The following is a 22429-nucleotide window of genomic DNA, read 5'->3' as shown; positions in this document are numbered from 1 at the left end:
TATCATTCTCTAAACGTTAATAGGACTTCATATGACTATCTTTTTCTGGATGGCATAATTATTCGTAATAGCGCTCAATAAGATCGCCTTCCATTTTATAGCCCATCGTGAGCCTCGTTTTTCCATCAACGAGATAAACATCTTCTGTTTGTTTTTCGGCTTTTATTTTCCCTTCAACCCATACAGGATATTGAATATTCTCTACTTCAAACCCTTGAGGGTATGAGATGCGTACAATTTGGTTAGCCGGAGGAGGAGGTAAGTGTATACAAGCTCCTGCATAAGGAACGAGTAAGAAATCAGTACCTTTTAAGCCATCGAATTCGATAGGAACAATAAATCCAGGCATACGCACTGTTTTTCCATCGATCTTATGGTTCAGTGTTTCTGCTTTTAATTGTTCGGAAGCCATAAAGCGTTCTCTTGCATCCAATGCTTTTTTAGCATCAATGCCTTGAGATTTTAATGTAGCAATAATTTCTTTTTGCTCGTCCTGAGACGATTCATCATTGTGATATTGAAGTTGCAGTACTTGAGCCAATAATTTTTTTTGTGAATCGTTTACCGAAGGTAATGTCACGGTTTCTGTTTTTACTTCAGGCTTGAGTTGTTCCCAAGCTAATTGCTGCGTTTCTGCATGAAGATAGAAAGACATCAATGATAATAACAGTAAAATTTTTTTCATAGGTATCCCTTAAAAGAGGCTGGCTATCCAGCCTCTGATACATAGGCAAGGGTGAATGGTTATAGTGTGTTTTTATAGATTTTTCCGTCTTTCATTATTAACTTCATCGCCTCAATACCATTTCGTTTTGGGGCATCAAACCATTTTTTGTTTGCACCAATAACACTAAGATCTTCAAGAGGATTTCCTTTAACTAAAAGTAAGTCAGCGTAAGCACCTTCTTCGATTACCCCTAATTTACCATCTATATATGGATCAAGAGTTTCCCCAGATAGCTTTACAATTTCACCATTGACTGATGTCATTGAAATCAAGGTATAGAAATTACCAAAGAACTCACCACTTAAATAAATAGAGTGATCTGCTTGTTGTTCACAAGCGGCAACCCCACCGACACAGTCAACATGGAATCCTAGCTTTGGTTTTAGTTTTTTAACGTTTGGAATGTAATTTTTAAATGCAGCTTGAGCTGTTTTTGCTTTACGAGCAGACGCCGGGTTTGAGTTAATCGCTTCAATTTGGCCTAAGTAAGGTGAAAATGCAGTCATGTTGGTCGTCATATACGCATCGTGTTGCTTCATCTGTTTGTTTACTTCAGCATCAAACATGAAGGCATGTTCTAGTGTTTTTGTTCCGGCTTCTAAATTACGAAGTAAAGATACTTTGCTGTAAGCGTGAGAAGCAACATAAGAGCCATAAGCATCAGCCACTTCAACAGCCGCTTTTATCTCTTCTAATGAGTAAGCATTGAGTTGCCATGGATCAAATGATGAAGCAACACCGCCACTGGACATTAATTTAAGTTGTGTCGCACCTTGCATGTAGTTTTGACGAGCACAGGCTTTAATTGCACCTTCATCATCGGCAGTACAAGACATACCAAGTCGCGCACCTGCAGATTGAGGTCCGTTAAAGGTTTCATTTGGGGTTGTGAAGTTTCTGAAGTCGGCGTGCGAACCTGTAGGCCCAATAAAAGCACCTGAAGGGTAGATCCTTGGACCTCTTAATTCTCCATTATCAATGGTTTTTTTTAGGCCAGCCCCCATTCCTCCCATATCTCGCCATGTAGTAAAGCCAGACATGAGTGCCGATTCAGCTCGAGCCGCTGAACGAGCCGCTAATTCTTCCCAATTACGATTATTTTCAATATCGGGTAGTGAAGAACCATTCATTTGAAGGTGACCATGACCTTCAATAAGCCCAGGCATTAATGTTAATCCTTGACCATCAATAACTACGGCATCAGCAGCATCGATATTCTTAGCTGATACTTTTGCTATTTTATTGTCGACAATTAAAACGTGATGATCTTGATAGAGTTTATTTTCCGTTCCATTAAAGACGTCAACATTAGCAAATAGTGTTGACGAAGCTTGCGCAGATAAGGCTATTGAACAAGATATTGCTATTGCAGATAGTTTTAAACCTACGTGTTTCATATATCACACCCTTAATTAGTTCTTCATAAGATAATGAAGCTTAATGTTCCCTATTAAATGTCAGTATTGAGGTTGTAGTTAATCTCACAGACTCATTAATTAAATAGATAAATTTAACCAACATTTAACAGTGTAGGATTGTATTGTAGATTTTTACAAATAATTAAAATGGCCATTTGGCGACATGCTTATCATTGATTAATTATTCATTTAAGGTCGTGCGAAACTTACTTGGCGTTATATTCATGGTTCGCTTGAAGGCGCGTGTAAAATGCGCTGAGTCTGAATAGCCCATCATAGAAGCTATTTGCATAATAGAAAGGTGTGGTGATTTTAATAGATAAATGGTTTTTTCTAAGATTATCTCTTCAATAACCTCGCTGTATATGACGCCTTCATTTTTTAGTCGGCGCTGTAATGTTCGAACATTCATACCTAAAATATCGGACGCGATTTTTATCGGTAACTTACCTGTAGATAGGTAAGGTGTTATTGCTAATTTAAAAGAATCTAAAAAATCATGAGAAGCTTGAGGAGAAGTAGAGACAAGAGGAGGAGTTAAGTTTTTTGTTAGAGACATAGGCATATTGATAATGTCATCTGGGATATAAAATGCAGTTATAGGTCTTTCTGTAAAAAAAATCGCGTTTTCTAAGCCTGGAATGAAGATAAATTTCTCGGCATTTTTACTTTGTATACCTATTTCTGATGGAGACCATTTCCCATTTGTTAGTAGAGTTAGTAGCTCATACATAAAAATAACAGAGAATATTTCAGCGTATTCAAACCACTCTTCATTAATGCCTTCTTTTTCTCTTACTAACCACCATTTTTCTCCTGCATATTGGGTATAAAGTTGACTATGGCTTGATCGTAGTTTTAAGTTTTGAGATAGCTCTTTTATGGCAGACTGGAATGAATCAGGTTGATTTAGCTGCTTGATAAATTGCGGGATGTAATAGGCTCGACATTGCTGAGAAATTAGTACGGTAAATTGATCTATTGGCATATTTTCACCTAATAGAAGAATAAGATTTTTAATGGTTGTTTCAGGTAAGTAGACGTAGTGTGTTTTGTTATTTTTTATATCATTAGGGATTAATGCTTTTCTTAATAATCTATAGAAGTTGTCGTCTAGATCTTTGCATAGGTTTAAGAAAAACATAACGTCATCATTATGAACGACAGGAATTTGTGTATTTGTTTTTCTACTCTTTTTATCCATTTAAAACCGCCCATTTTAGTCAATAAATTACGCCCATCTGACTTTCTCATGACTGTTCATTAAATTGAAGTTATTATTATGTAACGAAATATATTTATAGAACCTGCAAAGCTATAGGACACGGTAAATAATTGATGGAGCTAATATGTTTGTGTGTAGATTGAAAGCGTTACTATTAATGGTAGTCATTTTTATTGTGCCATTTGTTCAAGCTGAAATTATAGAAGGTGGAAAAACGGTTCCAAGTTTTGAGCAAGATGCCGCTTCTATCCGACATACCTATGAAACTCAACTCTATACCTTATCTGCATTTAAAGCGGGTCATTATGGTTTACGTATGTATCGCCAAACGATGGATTCTAAATATTCAGCGGCCGTTTGGTCTGATATGGCACGAGTGGCAAGTCGACTTAATCAATTTTCTTCTGAAGTACATACACCAAAACAGATTGAAGCGTATTCCAATAAACGGCTAAGCACCTACGTGGATGATACAGATATCCGTAGTATTTTACGTTATCAAGCCACCAAAACTATGCCGGAATACTTCTATCTTGGTGTTGATTTGCTTGGCTCAATGGCTCGTGCTAATGAATACGGTTTAAAGCATCGTAATGACAAACAGCTGCGAGAAATTATCCGTCGTTATGATTTTAAAAAATACGCGACTGATGAGGCGATGATTAAAGCATGGGCAGCCCAACTAGCGAACCAAGTTTATTGGTTACGTCAATTAGGTGAACAAGATGTGGTTGAAGATTTTGTAGAAGCATTTAAATTAGCCTACCCAGATGAGAAAGATGCAGCGCTTTCTAAGCAGCAATATGGTAATAAGATCTACGGATTAACGCATATTTTATTGGCTGATTCTCAATATTATCAATACCCATTAAAAGAGTCTGATCACCAATGGATATACGATTACCTGCGTAATAATATTGATACTATTTTAGAAAGAGCAAAAGAAGATATTATTTCAGAAGTCGGAATTACCTTCTTACTGGCAGGGTTAGAAAATGATCCTGTAGTTTATAAAACGCAAAAACATATTCAAGATGCGATTAACCGTGAGAAGAATATGGTGCCATCTACATCAAATAGTACTGATTTAACTGATGGTGAGCACCGTAATGTATTAGCGATTATGCTACTTGATTGGCAAACACCACACGCTGCGCCTACGATTCAAAATGAACCCAAAGCATTTATAAGTAAGCCGTATGGTTTAGTGGGAAAATAAACTAACGTCTTTGTATTGTTAGTCATTTGCACTATAAATAAAAAATGCCCGGTGATGATATCACTGGGCATTTTTATTGAATCAGATAAGAGTATTTAGTTTACGCTAGGCCTTGAAGCTTAACGAATTTCTCTAGTAACTCTTCATCTGTTTCTATGTTGTTTGGATCTGAAACTACACAATTGTTGATTGGACAAACAGACTGGCAAGTAGGGATATCGTAATGCCCCTTACATTCAGTGCATAGGTCTGGATTAATCTCGTAGATATTGTCACCCATGCTGATTGCTTCGTTTGGGCACTCAGGCTCGCACATATCACAATTGATGCATTTCTTATTGATCAATAACGCCATTACTTACTTGCCGTGTGGGTTACGAGTATCTTCACCCGTGTGTAAGTTACGCATTAGAAGACCGTATTCTAAATCAACGTTTGCAGGTACTGGGATGAATACAAAGTGGCCGTTGCCTTTTGCTGCATCTACCGCTTCGCTCTTACGGTTTTCCATTACTTCTAGCGTTAGTGTTAAGTTACCTTGTGGAGTCATGATCTCAACCGAATCACCCACTAGGAATTTATTTTTAACATCAACTTCCGCTAAATCACCACGGCGTTTACCTGTAAACTCACCAACAAATTGTTGAGAATCTGAGATAGAGTAACCGTAATCGTAGTTTTGGTATGTGTCATGTGTATGACGACGTAAGAAACCTTCTGTGTAACCACGGTGAGCTAGGCTTTCTAGCGTACCCATTAGGCTTTCATCGAATGGCTTACCTGCAACGGCATCATCAATCGCTTTACGATAAACTTGAGCAGTACGAGCACAGTAGTAGAAAGACTTAGTACGACCTTCGATTTTAAGAGAGTGTACACCCATCTTAGTTAGGCGCTCTACGTGTTGGATAGCACGAAGATCTTTAGAGTTCATGATGTAAGTGCCATGCTCGTCTTCAAATGCTGCCATTTTTTCTTCAGGGCGGTGTGCTTCAGAAAGAAGAACTACTTCATCAGTTGGTTTGCCTAAACCTAGTGTGTTGTCTGGACGCTCGTCCTGAACTTCCACATCTTGGATCTCAACACCGGTTGGATTCGCTTCAACGATCTGACCGTTTTCGTCTTCTTTAGCTTCTTCAGCTTTGTATTCCCAACGACATGCATTAGTACATGTACCTTGGTTCGGATCACGCTTGTTCATGTAGCCAGAAAGTAAGCAGCGACCAGAGTACGCCATGCATAATGCACCGTGTACAAAAATTTCTAGTTCTGTATCAGGACAGTGTTCACGGATCTCTTCAATTTCTTCTAGTGATAATTCACGAGATAGGATCACACGCTCAACACCTTGAGTAGACCAGAATTTCACTGTAGCCCAGTTAACAGCGTTAGCTTGAACTGACAGGTGAATAACTACTTCAGGGAATGCTTCACGAACCATCATGATTAAACCAGGATCTGACATGATTAATGCATCAGGTCCCATCGCAACGATTGGCTCTAAGTCACGAATGAAGGTTTTTAACTTTGAGTTATGTGGTTGGATATTACATACCACATACAGTTTTTTACCTTGCGCGTGCGCTTCGTTAATGCCGATTTCTAGGTTTTCATGATTGAATTCGTTGTTACGAACACGAAGGCTGTAACGTGGTTGGCCTGCATAAACGGCATCTGCACCGTAGGCAAACGCATAACGCATATTTTTAAGGCTGCCCGCAGGCGAAAGTAGTTCTGGTTTAAACATCATTGCTTCCCAATTTTATATTCTGATCTCAGGTCAGGTCATATCACATGGATATGAAGGAGGCCGGATTTTACATGGAAAGTGAGGGAAGTGCTAGGGATTAGCAAGATTGAACTTGTAATTTATAGGGGCATTGGTCTAGGAGCTATACGCTACGCTAACTAGAAACTATAAGAGTAGACAGCGTATTGCTTTTATAGTTTCTAGACGCGAAGCGTTATAGTTAGCGAAGCGTATCGTCTTACTCTTTCTCTTCAATGCCACCAAGTGCTTTGAAAAGATCAGGTAGTAGAGCATCAAGCTCTGAACTCATTAGAGAAAAATCAGCATCAAAACGTGCTGCTTTATCTTCAAAACCAATATCTTCGTTTTGGTCTTTAATTTCATCGCTGAATTTTAGGCGTTTTAGAGATAGGTCATCCGCAAGGATAAACTCTAAACGGTCTTGCCAAGTTAGGGCTAATTTAGTCACAACTTTGTTCGCATCAATATGAGCGTGGATCTCATCACACACTAATTCTTGTTGCTTACAACGAATCACGCCGCCATCTTCTAAAATAGCTTTTAGTTCTGCTTCTTCACCCATCTCAAAACCTTGAGGACAAGTGCCAGTTTTAACCCACTCAGTTAATGCATTTTCAATTGGTTGAGTTGAGGTAAGAGGAACAACAGGTAAGCTGCCGATAGATTTACGAAGTAACGCTAATACGTCTTCTGCTTTTTTGTAGCTGCCAGCATCAACAATAATAAAACCTGATTCAGGCAAGATTAATGCGTAAGTTTGTTGGTGTTTGCTGAAAGCGCGAGGAAGAAGATCAATCACTATGTCATCTTTGATAGAGTCTTTCTCTTTTTTCTTAAGAGGGCGACCCTGTTCAATTTCCATCGCATCAATTTTTGCGTTCATTGACTCTTTAATCACAGACGCTGGCAACATTTTTTCTTCTTTCTTAGCACAGATAAGAATATTTTTGCTTGCTACGTGAGTCAGCATATCACCATGACGGCCCATTGCAGTTACCCAGCCAAACTTTTGCATATCTTGGCTACCACAAGGTGTGAAACGGAAATCGTTCAGTTGTTTTTCAAGTTGCTCAGGATTGAGATCCACTTCTTTAGTAAAACGATAAATTAAACAATTTTTAAACCACATCATGCTGCTGAATTCCTGTCTTTTGTAAGTGCGCTTATGATAGGAGATTTTGATTCATTATGCTTGTAGAGTTTTCGGGATTTTGGGGAAATACCCATAAGGTTGAAAATCGAATGATGAATTTATGAACTTTTCTTTTCAATAGTCACAAAAGTGTCATAATTACCTTTAATAATAGCGTTATAAATTTTGTTGGCTAATTTAGGTAAAAAAGAATGTCTAGAAGGATCCTTGTCGTAGAAGATGAAGCCCCAATCCGTGAGATGCTATGTTTTGTATTAGAGCAGAAAGGATATGAACCAATAGAAGCAGAAGATTATGACACTGCACTTGGTTTACTCTGCGAACCTTACCCTGATTTAATTTTGTTGGATTGGATGTTGCCAGGTGGCTCAGGCATCAATTTGATCAAGCACCTTAAGCGTGATGAGTTCACGAAAAAAATTCCAGTTGTAATGCTAACCGCTCGTGGTGAAGAAGAAGATAAAGTCCGTGGCCTTGAAGTAGGCGCAGATGATTACATTACAAAACCATTCTCACCAAAAGAATTAATGGCGCGCTTGAAAGCGGTTATCCGTCGAGTTTCTCCAACATCAGTTGAAGAGTTGATAGATGTTCAAGGCTTAAAATTAGATCCGGTTTCACATCGCGTAACAGCGAACAATAAAGCATTAGATATGGGGCCAACTGAGTTTAAAATGCTGCATTTTTTTATGACGCATCAAGAACGCGTGTATAGCCGTGAACAATTATTAAATAATGTATGGGGCACGAATGTGTATGTAGAAGATCGCACTGTTGATGTTCATATTCGTCGTCTTCGTAAAGCATTAGAACTTGAAGGTCATGACCGCCTAGTTCAAACGGTTCGTGGGGCGGGTTACCGTTTCTCTGTCCAAGCATCGTAATTAATAATCAATAAAAGCACAAAAAGGTAAGATACATGGTTGAACGTCTTTCTTGGAAAAAGTTAGTCGGTGAATTGGCTTTTTTCTACATACCTTGGATCATTGTAGGGTATTTGTTTGATGCTATATGGCCATTGTTGTTTCTTGCCTCGTTTATTTTATTAATCTGGCATTTGCATAACCAGATTAAAATGTCTCGCTGGCTACATGAAGGGCGTAAAGCAACGCCTCCCTCAGCCTCAGGCAGTTGGGAACCGATTTTTGATGAAACGTATCGCTTACAGAAAAGACATAAAAAGCGTCGCAAAGAGTTATCCGCATTAATTCGTCGTTTTAGGCAAGGTGCCGAGGCTCTGCCTGATGCCGTGGTAGTTTTTCGTCATGAAGGAAATATCGTTTGGTGTAACAGCTTAGCGCAATCACTTCTTGGTTTTCGTTGGCCTGATGATTCAGGGCACCCAATCACGAATTTAATACGCACACCTGATTTTGTTCAATATTTAATGACTCAGAACTTTGATATTCCATTAGATATGCCGTCGCCGATTAACACCGATAAAACGCTTGAAATTCGTATCGTGACATACAGTGATGGTGAATATTTGATGGTGGTTCGTGATGTCACTCAAATTAAGCAGTTAGAAGGAATGCGTCGTAATTTTTTTGCTAATGTGTCGCATGAATTACGTACACCAATGACGGTACTGCGTGGTTATTTAGAGATGTCAGAAGATCCTGATATGCTTGTTGGGCCAATGTGGAATCGAGCTCACGGCGTAATGACAGAGCAATTATCACGAATGGAAAATTTAGTTGAACAGCTATTAACGCTATCTAAGATAGAAGCGGCAGCGACATCTATGCTAGAAGATCGTGTTGATGTGCCATCTATGTTAGATATTTTAGAAAAAGAAGCGGTAGCGTTAAGTGGTGAAAGAAATCATGCTATTACTTTTAATGTAGATCATAACCTTAAAGTACAAGGTGATGAAGATCAGTTACGCAGTGCGATTTCGAATTTAGTTTATAATGCTGTTAAACATACGACTGAGGGTGCAGACATTACTGTTGAATGGAAGAAAGTGAAGTCCGGAGCAATGTTGGCAGTGACGGATTCAGGTCAAGGAATAGAGCCACAACATATTCCTCGTTTAACGGAGCGCTTTTATCGTGTAGATAAGGCTCGTTCAAGAGATACTGGTGGCAGTGGATTAGGACTTGCTATTGTAAAACATGCACTTAGTCACCATGATTCACAGTTAGAAATACAGAGTAAATTAGGAAAAGGGAGTACTTTTTCATTTATTCTGCCTAAAAGATTGATTTTGAAATAAGGACATAATGAATAACATGCATAGTAAAATACAAAGATGGTCTCGGGTGTTTTTTCCTGTGGGATTTCTTTGGCTGTGCATTGCTCAAAGTGGTTTGGCCTACGATGGGAAGTTAGCTCATTATGAGCGTGTATCTGGTATCTCTGGCAATTTATCTTCCATCGGCTCTGATACTCTCGCAAATATGATGACACTTTGGGCGGAAGACTTTCAACGGATCTATCCCCGAGTTAATATTCAAATTCAAGCATCAGGTTCTTCTACAGCTCCTCCAGCATTAATTGAAAGTACAGCACAGTTTGGCCCCATGAGTCGAAAAATGCGGCAAAGTGAAAAAGCCGCTTTTGAAAGACAATTTGGTTACCCACCTACTGAAATCCGAGTCGCTATTGATGCCCTCGGAATTTTTGTTCATCAGGATAACCCAATTAAAGGGTTAGATTTTATTCAACTTGATGCCATATTTTCAGCCACATTACGCTGTGGTGCATTAAAACCAATAAATCGTTGGGAAGACTTAGGAATCAAAGCTCGTTGGGCTACACATCAAATTCAACTGTTTGGTCGTAATTCAGTTTCTGGTACTTATGGTTATTTTAAAAATAATGCATTGTGTGATGGAGATTTTAAGGTCAATGTTAATGAACAACCGGGCTCAGCCTCTGTAGTTCAAGGTATTTCTGCTTCTGTTAATGGTATTGGTTATTCTGGCGTTGGTTATCAAATGTCGGGAGTTAAATTATTGTCTATCAGTAAAGAAGGGACTGATTACATTGAGCCGACAACGGATAATATAACGAGTGGTAAATATCCCTTAGCTCGTTTCTTATATATCTACATAAATAAGCCGCCAACAGCAAAGCTTAAGCCTCTGGAAGCCGAGTTTATTCGTTATATGCTTTCTGCTAATGGACAAAAAAGAGTAGAGCAAGACGGGTACATTGCACTATCTGAGCGGTTTGTTTTACAAGAATTATCCAAATTAGATTTACACTAAACTGTCATTATAGTGTCACTCATATAATGAAATATAAAACGATTATCAATAATTAAGTACAGAGGTTAACCCATCATGGCATACGCCAAACCTAATCAGAGAGTTCGAGATAAACAACGTCGTGTTGTTGATCTGATTATGCGTGTGTGGGTGAAATCCAGTGGCGTAGGGATCATCGCAGCCCTTATGCTTATTTGTTTTTATTTATTAGCGGTTATTGCTCCTATTTTTACATCCGTGAGTGTTGAACCTCTCTCTCAATATAACGTTTCTTACCATGATAATACGTTAGCAATAGGATCCGATGAGCAAGGGAAAATGGCGTATCGGATTGATGATACTGGACGTGTTGAGTTTATTGATCTCATTAATAAAAAATTAGTGAGCGAGCAGCAGATCATTAAAAATGCGACGGCCTTTACTTCAACGATTGAAAGCCAAGACTGGTTTGCGTTTGGTGATGATAAAGGACGGGTTCAGTTTGCCCAAATTGGGTTTCAAACAAATTATTCAAAAGGTAATCGCCAGCTTATTCCTCTGGTTGAAAAGTTTGCGCCATTCCCTGTGATTAAAGTTGATGAAAAGCAGCAAGCATTAACCCAATTGGCATTAAGCTTAACTGCAACTGAAGGGGTTATTTTAGCTAAAACACAAGATGAGCGTTTATTGGGTGTAGAGCTTGATAGTGTGGTTAACCAGATGACGGGAGAAACCGTATGGAAAGCAGTACCAATCACATTTGAACAAGCTGGCTTAGATAAAATTGATGTATTACTTTCAATGGTGATAACACCTAATAATGATTTTTTGTATTTGTTGTATCAGCATGAACTTCAAGTGTGGACGCTAAAAGATCACCAAGCTAATTTACGTGAACGTATTCCGTTAAAAAAATCAGCACAAAAACTGACATTATTATCAGGTGCACACTCTGTTTTGGTTCAGTTTGAAAATGGCACATTGTCCCAATGGTTTGATACGATAAATGATGAAAAACGCAGATTAACGCTGATCCGTACTTTTGATTTTGGAGCGCCAATCTCTCAGTTATCACCAGAAGTATATCGAAAAGGAGTAAGTGTTATTGATGAAAAAGGGAATCTATCACTTATTCATACAACCACAGAAAAAACACTCTATCGCCAGCACCTATTTAATGATGATGTACTTGCCGTTACTCAACCACCGAATGCAGAAAAGCTTATTGTTCTTACTCCAAAAGGATGGGAATGCTTTGAAGTAACAAATCCTCATCCAGAAGTCAGTGTGCAATCTGTCTTTGGACAAATATGGTATGAAGGATACCCAGAACCAGCTTACATTTGGCAATCAACCGCTGCTAACGATGACTTTGAATCTAAATTCAGTTTAATGCCACTGGCATTTGGAACACTTAAAGCAGCCTTTTATGCTTTAATTTTTGCAGGTCCGATAGCCATTGGTAGTGCAATTTATACAGCGTATTTTATGTCTGCCAATGTTCGTCGTTACGTCAAACCGACCATCGAAATAATGGAAGCATTACCGACCGTGATTATTGGCTTATTAGCGGGTATTTGGCTTGCTCCCATTGTTGAAAATAATTTAGTTGCTGTCTTTAGTTTATTTGTGTTTTTCCCTTTGAGTATGATTATTATTGCGTTTATTTGGCACATATTACCTGCTCATATCATGAGGAAATTACCTAGAGGTCAACATGCCATTTTACTTATTCCTGCACTAATTGGGATAGGGTATCTTACTTTTCAATATGGTTATTTGATTGAAAGTTGGCTATTTGATGGTGATTTACGACACTACCTTGGTGATAGGGGGCTTGGTTACGATCAACGCAATGCATTGGTGGTTGGGATAGCAATGGGAGCCGCCATTATTCCAACTATTTATACTATTGCTGAAGATGCGATTTTTTCAGTACCTAAACATTTATCTGAAGGTTCATTAGCGTTGGGAGCGACACAGTGGCAAACCTTAACTAAAGTGGTTTTGTTGACCGCAAGCCCTGGTATTTTTTCTGCGGTGATGATGGGATTAGGACGTGCCGTAGGCGAAACAATGATTGTATTAATGGCAACCGGTAACACCCCAATTATGGATGGCAATATTTTAGAAGGGATGCGAACTCTGGCTGCAAATATTGCGATTGAAATGCCAGAATCAGAAATGGGCAGTACACACTTTAGAATGCTTTTCTTAGCCGCTTTTTTATTATTTGTTTTTACCTTTTTCGTTAACTCATTGGCAGAATGGATACGCCAAGGGCTACGTGAAAAGTACCGCAGTTTATAGGTTGGTCGATATGACGGTGAATAATGAAACATTGGATTAAATCAGGATCTCCTTGGATATGGTTGACGGCAGGTTCTGTAAGTATCAGCATGATCGCTGTTCTTGGCATTCTATTATTGATTGGTTGGAAAGGGCTTTCCTATTTTTGGCCAACCCCATTGCAAGAATGGCATACGATTGATGGTAAAGTTATTGTTGGGCAACTTTATGATGTAGAAAAACTGCATGATACTAATACTGAGAAAAAAGAACGACTAGTTATCAAAGTCGGCAATCGAGATATTAATGGTTTTGATTTTATTAATATTGATAAAGACAAAATTAAATCGGTAAGTCAGCCTGTTGATTTAGCTGTGGTAGATAGACTTCAAAATGGTAAATATTTCGGTACTATTATTGAAACCTCGAGCGGTCTTGAATTAACTCGATTGCAAGTTGAAGCATGGGTGCGTAGTGAAAAAGCCAAAATAGATCTGCTAGAGCAAGAGCAACGTAAGTTATATCGATTACTTGATGCCTTACCAAATTCAGGATTATTAAGCGATGAAAGTAAAAAACGCGAAACAGAATTAAATGAACAAGCTGAAACGATTGTTAATCAACTCAGTCATAGTTACTTGATTTTGCAAGATAGTCAGGGTGAAAAGTACAAATTAAGTAGCGATAATGTGGTTGATATTTGGTTTCCTAATGCGATGTCTTTAAAAGAAAAAACGATGCATTGGGTTGGGGAGTTGTATGACTTTGTGTCAGATAATCCAAGAGAAGCAAATTCAGAAGGCGGCGTCTTTCCAGCTATTTTTGGTACTATTTTATTAGTGCTTTTAATGTCGGTCATAGTGATGCCATTAGGGGTCATTGCCGCTATTTATCTACATGAATACGCAAAGCCAAATATGCTGACAAGATTAGTTCGAATTGCAGTGATAAATCTCGCAGGTGTACCATCTATTGTATATGGAGTGTTTGGTTTAGGCTTCTTTGTGTATGTGGTGGGTGGAACGCTTGATCAACTTTTTTATTCAAATGAGTTACCAACACCAACGTTTGGAACGCCTGGTTTATTGTGGTCAGCGTTAACTCTCGCGATTTTAACACTTCCAGTTGTTATTGTTGCAACCGAAGAGGGATTAAGTCGTATACCTAATTCTGTTCGCCATGGCTCATTAGCTCTAGGGGCTACGCAATTTGAGACCTTGTGGAAAATCGTTTTGCCTATGGCAAGTCCTGCCATTATGACCGGATTAATTTTAGCGGTTGCAAGGGCGGCGGGTGAGGTTGCTCCTTTAATGCTGGTTGGTGTCGTTAAACTGGCACCTTCTTTACCCGTAGATAATGTAGCGCCTTATTTACACTTAGATCGTAAATTCATGCACCTTGGTTATCATATTTATGATGTAGGTTTCCAAAGTCCAAATGTAGAAGCAGCTCGTCCTATCGTTTATGCTACGGCATTTTTATTAGTTACCGTTATTATTGGATTAAACTTAACTGCCATTGCTATTCGTAATAATTTACGAGAGAAATATCGAACATTGGAGTTGTAGCTATATGTATTCATTATCACCAGACCTCTCTTTTTTATCGTCAATAGACGTCAACGAGCTATCGGATGAAAATACAGCGATAGAGATTAACAATCTCAGTTTGCATTATGATAAAACGTCAGCATTATCTAATATCGATATGCGTATTCCTAAAGGGCAGGTGACCGCTTTTATTGGTCCATCTGGTTGTGGTAAATCTACGTTACTACGTTGCATTAACCGAATGAATGATTTGGTCGATAACTGCAAAATCAGAGGGTCAATAAAACTGTTTGGTGATGATATTTATCAGCCAAATACTGATATCCCTTCACTACGTCGTCGTGTTGGAATGGTGTTTCAACGGCCAAATCCGTTTCCTAAATCAATATATGAGAACGTAGTTTACGGTTTACGTTTACAAGGGATTAAAGAAGCGAGAATATTAGATGAAGCAGTAGAAGAAGCCTTGAAAGCTGCAGCTTTATGGGATGAAGTAAAACACCGTTTGCATGAAAATGCGTTTGGATTATCAGGTGGTCAGCAACAGCGTCTTGTTATTGCTAGAGCCATTGCAATTGAGCCTGAGGTCTTATTATTAGATGAGCCAACCTCTGCATTGGATCCAATATCGACGCTGACGATTGAAGAACTTATCTATGAATTAAAAAGCAAATATACCGTAGTTATTGTGACTCATAATATGCAACAAGCCGCGCGTGTAAGTGATCATACTGCGTTTATCAACCAAGGTAAATTGGTTGAATATGGTAATGCAAATACAATTTTTACTTCTCCAGTGCATAAACAAACAGAAGATTACATCACAGGCCGTTATGGGTAATTCACCTATGGCAGGCCAACTAATAAAATAAGGATATATCATGCAACTTGGTCGACATATTTCAGGCCAATTTAACACCGAGCTTGAAGCCATTAGAACTCATGTATTAACCATGGGAGGAATGGTGGAACAGCAACTTACCTATGCATTAGAAGCATTGCATAATCATGATGCTGAATTAGCAAAACGTGTTATGCATGAAGATCATAAAGTTAACGCGATGGAGGTTGCAATTGATGAAGCATGCACGCGCATTATTGCTAAGCGACAACCCACCGCAAGTGATTTACGTTTGGTCATGGCAATCATTAAAACAATTACTGATCTAGAACGTATTGGTGATGTTGCATCTCAGATCGCTAAGGTTTCATTAGAAAACTTTACCAACAAACAACACTCCTTACTCGTTTCTCTTGAGTCACTAGGTCGCCAGTCAGTTAAAATGATGCATACCGTGTTAGATGCTTACGCCCGAATGGATGTTAAAGCTGCAACCGAGGCATATAAGTTTGATGATAAAATCGATGCAGAATATGAAGCGGTAGTACGCCAGCTTATGACGTATATGATGGAAGACCCAAGTTCAATTCCAAGTGTAATGAAAGTGATGTGGGCTGCTCGTGCAATTGAGCGAGTGGGTGATCGTTGTCAGAATATTTGTGAATACATTATCTACTTTGTAAAAGGTAAAGACGTACGTCATATTGGTGATCAAAACATTGATGATGTGATCAAGTAACAATTTGACTTAAAAATAATACTCATAGAGTAACTTTTTGAACTATGCTGTATTTATTGATGAATATGAGTATATTATGAGCTATTGCATTCACTATGCGATTGATAATACAAAAATAGATTCATTTAATAATCATAAATTATAGTAATAAAGGAATATATTATGAAGAAAATTTTAGTTGGTACTTGCGCGGCGTTATCTATGGTTTCATCGTTCGCTATGGCAGACAGCACTCCTGTGATGTTTTCATCTCTGAATGGTTTTAACGCACCAGCGGCAAGTGAAGTAACTGGCGTACGTTTAGCAGCTCTTCATGGTAAAACGGGTGATATAACAGGTGTCGATTTTGCACTTGGTATGTCAGAAAGTGATAACCTAACCGGTGTTAACTTCCCTCTATTTATCGGTGCTAACAAAGTTAATGGCAATATGACAGGTGCATCTTTCGGCCTATTTAACTGGCACAAAGGTGAAGATCTAGGTGCTAACTTAGGTTTTGTTAACATTACTAATAATGTTAAAGGTGCGAACCTATCTGCAGTTAACTATTCTGAAGGCTACACAATGGTTGATGTTGGCGTTGCAAACCTTTCAAACGATTCACACGTTCAAGTGGGTTTCTTTAATATGACATCTGAAATTAAAGGTGTTCAAGTTGGTCTGATCAACTGTGCGGAAAATGGTTTTCTACCTTGTTTCCCTATCGTGAACTTTGCGATGTAATTTGATTTAAAAATTAATTAAATAAAAATGGCGCTGTTTAAATAAACAGCGCCATTTTTGTATCTGGTCATTTACATATTTGAATTGGTATTATGCCAATCTACATAAGTATTTGATCATTCTTGCTTGTTAAAATCGATTATATCAGTGTTATAAATTTTGTAATTAGATCCACTAGTTACTGTAATTTATGCCTTGCTATAATCGATTTTTCCTACGCAATTATCTGAACAACTACTTATCTAGAATGGTATTACTTAAAAAGTGAATGTCATACCAATATTGAAGTTAGTTGATAAATCATAAGGAATATAAGTGTCGCTCATTGGGAAGTAATTCAAATCAACTCCTGCTCTGAGCCCTAAATTATCAGTAGCTTGGAAAACATAAGAGGCACCAATACTAGAACCGAGTGCACTTTCTTTTGTTGTGTTACCACTTTTTGTTTTCTTTCCATCATAATTTGCAATACCAGCCTCAAGTTGCATACCATGAATTTTTGCAGCACCAAACATGTGCTGAACACCAAAGCGATATGAGTCGATAGTTTCATCATACATAGAGCTGCTATAAACCGTACGTCCATAACTGATAAATGCCGCATCAAAGCCAAGTGCGTCAGTGACACCTGCTTGAATACCAAAGCCGCCGTAAGGGCCGATTTTAATTTCAGGAGAAAGGTGGAAGTCATTAGCAAAAGTGTTTGCGCTAAATAGAGTTGCGATAGCAAGAACTAGGTGTGATTTTTTCATAATGGATACTCTCTCATAATAGTTTAAAAAAGCATCCGTGCTTTGTTTTATCTTTAATTGTTTTGATGAGGAGATAGTAATAAGAAATACAGTAAGTCACTAATCACATGTATTTATCTTGCTCATAACCAAAACTTATTAATGAGTAATTAATGCACTCAGAGTCATTTATCATTGCTTTGATACAAAGGGTTAGAAAAAGAAATTGGATTATTAGCATGATAAGAAGAATCATAATTACCCTACCTATTGTTATGAGTCACGTTCCTAGCCGATGAGAGAAGTATATGAAATGTACAAAAAAGCCTCCAATCCCTTAAAAGAATAGAGGCTTTAATCTTGAGTTATTAATGATTGAGGTTAATTGACCTAATAACTATTGGTTATCAATAAGTAAGGATTGAAGAATGTTTTTTAACCATAGCATCGTATGGTTATTACGATTTTTATGGTGGTAATAAGCGCAGACTTTAGGGTTAATGTCTTGATTATCAAAAAGAATTTTAAGGCTTCGTAATTGGTGGTTATGTTCTATTTCTAAAAACTTAGATGCAGGGAATAGCATGTCAGAGTTATTAACTACATCAATAACAGCTGAAGGTAATTCAGATCTAAAGCCAATATTTGCTTCGTATCCTCTTATCTTTAATATCTTTTCTGCTAAAGATTGGTGAGAGTTCCAATCAACAGCAATTACTGTTGCTAGTTCGAAATTTACACCATCTTTCACTTCAATATTGTTACCTTTATAAGGATGGTCTTTTCGTATATAACCAGTAAAACGGTCTTGAGCTATAGCTTTTTGGATTAATTCTTTCGGAGCGTGGCTAATTTCATAATTAACTCCTAATTGAACTTCGTTATTAATGATATCGGTCATTGTGGATTTAGACCAATTTAATAATTGCACTTGAACGTTAGGTGCTTCAGTTCTAATTGCTTGAAATAAGCTATTGGCAATGGCGCTTAAAAGAAAAGGAGATAAAGCGATCTTAATTACGCCATCGAGCTCTTGTGGATTAAATTCATTACTTTCATTTAATGTTGACGATAATTCATCAAGTATTGGGGAGATGCTTTCTGCTAATTGATTCGCATATTCAGTAGCACGAAGGCCATGATGTGTTTTTACAAATAATTCATCACCAAAGTGATCACGTAGACGTTGTAGGGCTTTACTGATTGCTGGTTGAGAGACAAATAAGCGTTCAGAGGCCTTACGCATATTTCGTTCTTGATGCAGAATAATAAAAGTCCTTAAAAGATTAAGGTCTAAATTAGAAAACAAGTCTTTAGCCATGATATCACTCCTTTGAATACTATTTCATTGGAGCAGAGAACTGCATTATGGTAAAGAAAAAAAGCCTCTGGATGAGAGGCAGAGGCAAGGGCTATCATAAGATAACACGTCAAAGACAGAATATTGTGTAGTTAAAAATAAGGTCAAATTATAGATAGAATAAAGTGCCCTACCAATCCTTGGTGGGGCGAGAGTTATTTATTTAAAGCTGTATTGAAGACCAACGCCGCCAGCAACATCTGATGATGAGTAGCTGCCTGATGATTCATAATGGAAAGTACCAGAAACACTTAATTGTTCATTAATACCATAAGCCCCACCCAGTGCTAATGCTTCCTTAGAGCCAGAAAAACCAACACCAACACCGATTGCAAACTCACCATTTGTTACAAATGGACGAGCATTGGCAACGGCGTGTAAACCAGCTCTAACACCATCGATTTTTTCATCTTGTTCATTAAAGCGACGATTATTTTCTTCAGCCATTGCTTTAAAATCATTCTCTAATGAAGTGATGCGTTCACCATCACTTACATGTGGAATCCCCCAGTCTGGCGTATCACCGAAATCAGGACCAGGACGTTCTGGTGAATTGTCATCTACAGGTGGTTGTGTAGGCATTTCTTTACCATAATCAGGAGAAGCATCGTCTGGTTTTGGGCGATTTGGGCTATTATCAACTGGTGGTTGTGTAGGTATTTCTTTACCATAATCAGGAGAAGCGTCATCTGGTTGTGGACGGTCAACAGGTTTGTCTGGATTAATTCCCCAATCAGGTGAATGATCTGGTGTTGGACGTTCCGGTGTATTGTTATCCATTGGTGGTTGAGTAGGATTCATTGGTTTTCCGTACTCAGGAGAATTATCCATCGGTGGTTGAGTTGGGCCTAATCCCCAGTTTGGCGTATTTCCAAAATCTGGGCTTGGTCGATCTGCAACTGATGGCACTGAATTATCAATGCTTGGTAGTTCTGTTGGATTCTCAATAGTTGCTGCCATAACAGAAGAAGAAAAGATGGCCGTTAACGATAGCGCTAGAATAGTTTTTTTCATTTTATAACTCTCATATATTAATCATAAATTAGATTTAGTAATGAGCATCCTTGCTTACCGATAAATCTGTTTCCGTTTGATGGAATGAATAATATGGAGAGTAGCGGTTACTTTCTAATCATCTGTGATTATATTAATAATAAGTAACCCTTATTATTGTGGATATAATTGCGATCATTAATAAGCCATTAGTGGTGGGCTTCTAATAATAAATCAGTAATTAACTGATTTAGCCAAGTGTGCAGAGGGTTCTTTTTGTGTCTTTGGTGATAATAGCTATAAATAGGATAATTTAAGGGAATATCTCCAAGAGATAGATCAATACGTCTTAAGCCTGAATATTGATGAGTTGGGAACAACGAAGTTGATGGGAAATACATATCTGTATGTTGAATAACATCAATTAGTGCCATTGGTAACTCTGAACGAAAGCCAACTTTATGTTCAATATCTAAGTGTTGTAGCACTTCACTAGCTAAACTTTTATTGCTATTCCAACCGGGGATTATTAAAGAGGCAAGTTCATATCCCTCAAAGTCATAAGGAGTGGCAACGTGCTTTTTTATGGGGTGATCATTTCGAATAATGACACAACCTGTCACGGTCATTAAATTACTAGCGAGTAACTCTTTAGATACCTTGTCATAATCATAATTAATCGCAATATCTAATTTTCCTTTAATTAGTTCATCAAAGGTTGAGATTGACCAGTTAAATAATTGGAGATCAACATTTGGTGCTTGTTCTCTTATTTCATGAAACAAAGCTCCAGATAAACAAGTTAGTACTTGAGGTGCTAACGCTATTTTTAGTGTTTGTTGCAATTCGCTTGGCTGAAAGTTTTCAGATTTATTTAATATTGAAGATAAACCATCAAGGTAAGGGTGAATGTTTTCTGCTAATTCTTCAGAAAATGGGGTTGCTTTTAATCCATGGTGAACTTTTATAAAAAGCTCATCATCAAAATGATTACGTAATTTTTGTAGCGCTTGACTTATGGCCGGTTGAGAGACAAAAAGACGCTCAGAAGCTTTTCTCATATTGAGCTCTTGAGAAAGAATTAAAAAGGTTCTTAGTAAGTTTAAGTCTAATGTTGCAAAGAGATCTTTAGCCATATTGAATTACTTCCTTATTGAAATTTGAATTATTAAATAATTCTTTACGCATCCTTCGTTAACTCTTCTTATTGTATTGAATTTATGATGAAAAAGTATGTATTTTTTAAATACTGTAAATTATTACAGCTATTTAAAAACCTATAGAACGAGTCTAATAATTCTTAATTGAATTGATACAAATTGATAGAGAGAATCTTCACACTTCCTTCACGATCTCTTCTTTATAGTACTCACATTGATAATTAAGACCAAGCCCAACACGATAACGATAGGATTAAATTTACAATGAAAAAGTATTTATTTTTACTAATGGCTGCAACATCAACAAACGCATTTGCTGCACCATACGTAGGCTTAGAATATGGCGTAACGAATATGAGCCATGATTACTCATCTACTTTTTCACAAGATAATGTGACATTAAATCCTGATGATTCAAGTTCAGCCTTTGGTGGTTTTGTTGGCTATCGTTTTAACGATTTTGGTCTAGAATTAGGTTATAAGAAATTTGAGAGTGATGATTCTCGTAGTCAAATGTTAGTATCAGATAAAGTTGGTTACACTAAAGAACGTGAATGGGATGCTGATTTAGATGCAAGTCAATTTACGTTTAAACCTGTGTATTTCTATAATGTTAATGAAAAGTTACAGTTAAAAACGGGTTTAGGTTTAACTTATACTCAATATAAATTTGATTCATCAGCAAATACTGAATATGAAAATGATTTAACAGATCATGAGTATACAACGGATTATGTTCCAGGTAATTCTAAATCAGAAAGTGCTTTAGGTGTGATTGCAAGTGTAGGTATTGAATACATGGTGATCCCAAACCTAGCGCTAGGTGCTTCAGCAAGTTATCAAGCGGATAGCGTAGCTAATTCTACGTCGTTCATGTTGAGTTCAGCTTACTACTTTTAATATGCAGTTATAGAAGTTAATCATATTTGGAAATAATAAAATGAAAAAAATCGTATTAGTAAGTGCATTAGTATTGGTATCAACAGGTGCATTTGCTGCTCAAAACACTCAAATTGCTAAAGGTGGATTCACCGGCCCAAGTGCGGTGACAGTAAATACAGTTCAAGTAGCTCAAGAGGCAAAAGATGACACTCCAGTAACATTAACTGGTTATATTGTTTCTTCATTAGGTGATGAAGAATATCAATTTAAAGATGCGACTGGTGAGATGATTGTTGAGATTGATCATCGTGATTGGAATGGTATTGAAGCAACTCCTGAAATAAAATTAGTGATTCAAGGTGAAGTAGATAAAGAGTGGAAACACACTGCTATTGACGTAAATACTGTGCAATTAGCAAAATAATTTTTCGATTGAACCCAGTGTCAAAAAGGC

The 22429-nt window shown here is 37.6% G+C and carries 21 protein-coding genes; 11 read left to right on the top strand and 10 right to left on the bottom strand.

Annotated features, from left to right (window positions below):
* Positions 1 to 58: 58 nt before the first annotated feature.
* The 3 genes from BTO22_RS09965 to BTO22_RS09955 all read right to left on the bottom strand — a co-directional run bounded on the left by BTO22_RS09965 (position 59) and on the right by BTO22_RS09955 (position 3349).
* Positions 59 to 685 (bottom strand): DUF3299 domain-containing protein, encoded by a 627-nt coding sequence (locus BTO22_RS09965; protein ID WP_105055331.1) that lies wholly within the window; start codon positions 683 to 685, stop codon positions 59 to 61.
* A gap of 59 nt (positions 686 to 744) precedes the next feature.
* On the bottom strand, positions 745 to 2124 hold the full coding sequence (locus tag BTO22_RS09960) for an amidohydrolase family protein (RefSeq protein ID WP_061013087.1): 1380 nt from the start codon (positions 2122 to 2124) through the stop codon (positions 745 to 747).
* 202 nt (positions 2125 to 2326) lie between these two features.
* Positions 2327 to 3349, bottom strand: coding sequence for a helix-turn-helix domain-containing protein (locus BTO22_RS09955; protein ID WP_105055330.1), 1023 nt, complete (start codon positions 3347 to 3349; stop codon positions 2327 to 2329).
* Positions 3350 to 3494: 145 nt separating this feature from the next.
* On the opposite strand from BTO22_RS09955, the gene BTO22_RS09950 reads away from it, so the two are divergent.
* Positions 3495 to 4589: a DUF3541 domain-containing protein gene (locus BTO22_RS09950; protein WP_105055329.1), complete on the top strand. Its 1095-nt coding sequence runs from the start codon at positions 3495 to 3497 to the stop codon at positions 4587 to 4589.
* Between the two features lie 100 nt (positions 4590 to 4689).
* Here BTO22_RS09950 and BTO22_RS09945 read toward each other — a convergent pair whose 3' ends face one another.
* From BTO22_RS09945 to rdgC, 3 genes are all read right to left on the bottom strand, one after another.
* Positions 4690 to 4944: a YfhL family 4Fe-4S dicluster ferredoxin gene (locus BTO22_RS09945; RefSeq protein ID WP_060991694.1), complete on the bottom strand. Its 255-nt coding sequence runs from the start codon at positions 4942 to 4944 to the stop codon at positions 4690 to 4692.
* Positions 4945 to 4947: 3 nt separating this feature from the next.
* Positions 4948 to 6336, bottom strand: coding sequence for a prephenate-dependent tRNA uridine(34) hydroxylase TrhP (gene trhP, locus BTO22_RS09940; protein ID WP_060991693.1), 1389 nt, complete (start codon positions 6334 to 6336; stop codon positions 4948 to 4950).
* Positions 6337 to 6577: 241 nt separating this feature from the next.
* Positions 6578 to 7489 (bottom strand): recombination-associated protein RdgC, encoded by a 912-nt coding sequence (rdgC, locus tag BTO22_RS09935; RefSeq protein ID WP_172795133.1) that lies wholly within the window; start codon positions 7487 to 7489, stop codon positions 6578 to 6580.
* Between the two features lie 215 nt (positions 7490 to 7704).
* Between rdgC and phoB the strand changes: the two genes are divergently transcribed.
* The 8 genes from phoB (at position 7705) to BTO22_RS09895 (ending at position 16849) form a co-directional block, all read left to right on the top strand.
* Positions 7705 to 8397 carry a phosphate regulon transcriptional regulator PhoB gene (gene phoB, locus BTO22_RS09930; RefSeq protein WP_060991691.1) on the top strand — a complete coding sequence of 231 codons (693 nt, stop codon included), beginning with the start codon at positions 7705 to 7707 and terminating at the stop codon, positions 8395 to 8397.
* Positions 8398 to 8432: 35 nt separating this feature from the next.
* Positions 8433 to 9731: a phosphate regulon sensor histidine kinase PhoR gene (gene phoR, locus BTO22_RS09925; RefSeq protein ID WP_105055328.1), complete on the top strand. Its 1299-nt coding sequence runs from the start codon at positions 8433 to 8435 to the stop codon at positions 9729 to 9731.
* Positions 9732 to 9747: 16 nt separating this feature from the next.
* A complete protein-coding gene (locus BTO22_RS09920; protein WP_374954016.1) occupies positions 9748 to 10728 on the top strand; it encodes a PstS family phosphate ABC transporter substrate-binding protein in 981 nt (326 codons plus the stop codon).
* A gap of 75 nt (positions 10729 to 10803) precedes the next feature.
* The gene (locus tag BTO22_RS09915; protein ID WP_060991688.1) at positions 10804 to 13017 is read left to right on the top strand and encodes an ABC transporter permease subunit; all 2214 of its coding nucleotides are present in this window, start codon (positions 10804 to 10806) and stop codon (positions 13015 to 13017) included.
* 23 nt (positions 13018 to 13040) lie between these two features.
* Entirely contained in the window at positions 13041 to 14564 is a 1524-nt protein-coding gene (gene pstA / locus BTO22_RS09910; protein ID WP_060991687.1) for a phosphate ABC transporter permease PstA, read from the top strand.
* Between the two features lie 4 nt (positions 14565 to 14568).
* On the top strand, positions 14569 to 15387 hold the full coding sequence (gene pstB, locus BTO22_RS09905) for a phosphate ABC transporter ATP-binding protein PstB (RefSeq protein WP_105055327.1): 819 nt from the start codon (positions 14569 to 14571) through the stop codon (positions 15385 to 15387).
* Between the two features lie 40 nt (positions 15388 to 15427).
* Positions 15428 to 16126: a phosphate signaling complex protein PhoU gene (gene phoU / locus BTO22_RS09900; RefSeq protein WP_060991685.1), complete on the top strand. Its 699-nt coding sequence runs from the start codon at positions 15428 to 15430 to the stop codon at positions 16124 to 16126.
* 162 nt (positions 16127 to 16288) lie between these two features.
* Positions 16289 to 16849 carry a VC2662 family protein gene (locus BTO22_RS09895; protein ID WP_105055326.1) on the top strand — a complete coding sequence of 187 codons (561 nt, stop codon included), beginning with the start codon at positions 16289 to 16291 and terminating at the stop codon, positions 16847 to 16849.
* 257 nt (positions 16850 to 17106) lie between these two features.
* On the opposite strand, the gene BTO22_RS09890 is transcribed toward BTO22_RS09895, so the two are convergent.
* The 4 genes from BTO22_RS09890 to BTO22_RS09875 form a co-directional block, all read right to left on the bottom strand.
* Entirely contained in the window at positions 17107 to 17601 is a 495-nt protein-coding gene (locus BTO22_RS09890; protein ID WP_105055325.1) for a hypothetical protein, read from the bottom strand.
* A gap of 376 nt (positions 17602 to 17977) precedes the next feature.
* Positions 17978 to 18901, bottom strand: coding sequence for a LysR family transcriptional regulator (locus BTO22_RS09885; protein WP_060991682.1), 924 nt, complete (start codon positions 18899 to 18901; stop codon positions 17978 to 17980).
* 198 nt (positions 18902 to 19099) lie between these two features.
* Positions 19100 to 19954 (bottom strand): YadA C-terminal domain-containing protein, encoded by an 855-nt coding sequence (locus BTO22_RS09880; protein WP_258132529.1) that lies wholly within the window; start codon positions 19952 to 19954, stop codon positions 19100 to 19102.
* Between the two features lie 188 nt (positions 19955 to 20142).
* Entirely contained in the window at positions 20143 to 21069 is a 927-nt protein-coding gene (locus BTO22_RS09875; protein ID WP_105055324.1) for a LysR family transcriptional regulator, read from the bottom strand.
* A 288-nt stretch (positions 21070 to 21357) separates the two neighbouring features.
* On the opposite strand from BTO22_RS09875, the gene BTO22_RS09870 reads away from it, so the two are divergent.
* Entirely contained in the window at positions 21358 to 21993 is a 636-nt protein-coding gene (locus BTO22_RS09870) for an AcfA family outer membrane beta-barrel protein (RefSeq protein WP_105055323.1), read from the top strand.
* 40 nt (positions 21994 to 22033) lie between these two features.
* Positions 22034 to 22399 (top strand): NirD/YgiW/YdeI family stress tolerance protein, encoded by a 366-nt coding sequence (locus BTO22_RS09865; protein WP_105055322.1) that lies wholly within the window; start codon positions 22034 to 22036, stop codon positions 22397 to 22399.
* Positions 22400 to 22429 lie beyond the last annotated feature (30 nt).

The organism is Aliivibrio sifiae (genome assembly GCF_002954705.1).
Taxonomy (GTDB): Bacteria; Pseudomonadota; Gammaproteobacteria; order Enterobacterales; family Vibrionaceae; genus Aliivibrio; species Aliivibrio sifiae_A.
The sequence above is the reverse complement of the archived record's forward strand: the minus strand, read 5'-3'. Positions and strand labels throughout refer to the sequence as shown.